Origin of the sequence: uncultured Campylobacter sp., from assembly GCF_938018035.1 — a bacterium.
GTDB lineage: Bacteria > Campylobacterota > Campylobacteria > Campylobacterales > Campylobacteraceae > Campylobacter_B.
The window spans coordinates 1-1,452 of the sequence record NZ_CALIJF010000267.1; the positions used below are offsets into that span (position 1 = coordinate 1).

The following is a 1,452-nucleotide window of genomic DNA, read 5'->3' on the forward strand; positions in this document are numbered from 1 at the left end:
AGACGTGGAAATATAAAAAGATAAAGTAGCGTTTGAAGATACGCAGGTAAAATTTCGCGGCTAAATTTTACCTGTGCGACGTCGCGCGCGTGCTGCGATTAAATTTAGCAGATGCGGCGGCGGCAAAAGGAGAGGATGAAAATGATTTTACCCAAAGCGGCTATTTCGGCTTTAATTTCAGCGAGTATCTGTTTTGGCATCGTAGAGGCGCAAGATCACGGCGCGGCGAGCGGACAAAAACAGACGATAAGAGGCGGCGAAAGAGAGGATCGAACGCCCGCAGACAAGCAGAGTAGCGAAATAAGCGCAACAAAGCGCGCAGACGAGCAAGGCGACGAGGCGCAAAATTTTAAAATCAAAAAGCGCTATTTTCGCAGCTGTTCGTGCCTACACAAACAAAAATCAAAGGGCCCCATTTATCTCTACGATGAAATTTCGCAAGAGCAGGCCGAAAGATCGGCGGCCTATTTCATCGGCTATTTCAAAGAGGGCAAGCTAAGCCGCTATGAGAAAATTTATGAAGGCGAGAGAGCTTTTTCGAGCGAGGATATAAAGCGGAGCGAATGAAATCGCAAATTAGCGGCAAAGAGGCGCGATGAAATTTCACGCCGCCCAATGCCAAAATAGCGCGCGTCAAATTTTATACATTCGCTTTTGCGCAGGCAACTGCTCTAATCTTTTAAATTTTACGGCTCGGCTTAAATTTAGGGCTCGGCTCTATACGACGATGGCGCTTTTGCTCTTTTCATCGTTAGACATCCCGTCGCATAGCCAAAATACCCGCTGCCGCTTCGCTAAAGATACTCCCCGTCGCTTTGCAAAGATAGTTCTCGCCGCGACGCTTTTTTAAGGCCGCAGTCAAAGTGGCAAAATCATCAAAATTTTAAAATTTTATACCGAATATAAGATCGCGGAGCGACTAAACCCGGGATGATCGATCGCTTCGCGCCTCACGCATCGCTGCTCAAATTTATCTTAATCGATCATTTTTTATCCGTTGATATATAGATTCAAAATACATATCGCTACAAAAATATATAAATTTTCATAGGTAATATTAAAATTTAAGTAAAATTTTATCCTAGCTGCATTACCATTCAATAACTATTTTCACGATAAGGAGAACGGCATGGAACTACTAATCCTTGTTTTGCTAGCGGCTGCCGTATGGCTGGTGTGGCGAAAGCCCGCGAAAGAAAAGGTTGCCTTTAGGCTCTTCGTGCTCGGCGCAGCACTGTGCTTTGCGATGTATTTTATCGCGAGCTTCACCTCCGTGCTGCCCTTCGGAAGCTATTAGGAGGGCGCTATGCAAAAGAGATTTAACCTACTGATGACCACGGCGGTTTTACTGATCCTCGCTATCCCCGTAGGCATCGCAAACATCTACCTCGGATACGTCGTGGGCGAGAGCCCCTGCACGCTGTGCTGGTTCGAGCGCATCGGCATGATCTT

Annotated in this window: 3 protein-coding genes; all 3 read left to right on the forward strand. The window is 46.3% G+C overall.

What is annotated here, in order from left to right; all coding sequences use genetic code 11:
- Nucleotides 1–135: 135 nt before the first annotated feature.
- Complete coding sequence (locus tag Q0257_RS07935; protein ID WP_298023743.1) at nt 136–567, forward strand: hypothetical protein; 432 nt, start codon at nt 136–138, stop codon at nt 565–567.
- 562 nt (nt 568–1,129) lie between these two features.
- Nucleotides 1,130–1,297 carry a hypothetical protein gene (locus Q0257_RS07940; protein ID WP_291936580.1) on the forward strand — a complete coding sequence of 56 codons (168 nt, stop codon included), beginning with the start codon at nt 1,130–1,132 and terminating at the stop codon, nt 1,295–1,297.
- 9 nt (nt 1,298–1,306) lie between these two features.
- On the forward strand, nt 1,307–1,452 hold a 146-nt coding region (locus Q0257_RS07945; RefSeq protein ID WP_298023746.1), incomplete at its 3' end, for a disulfide bond formation protein B.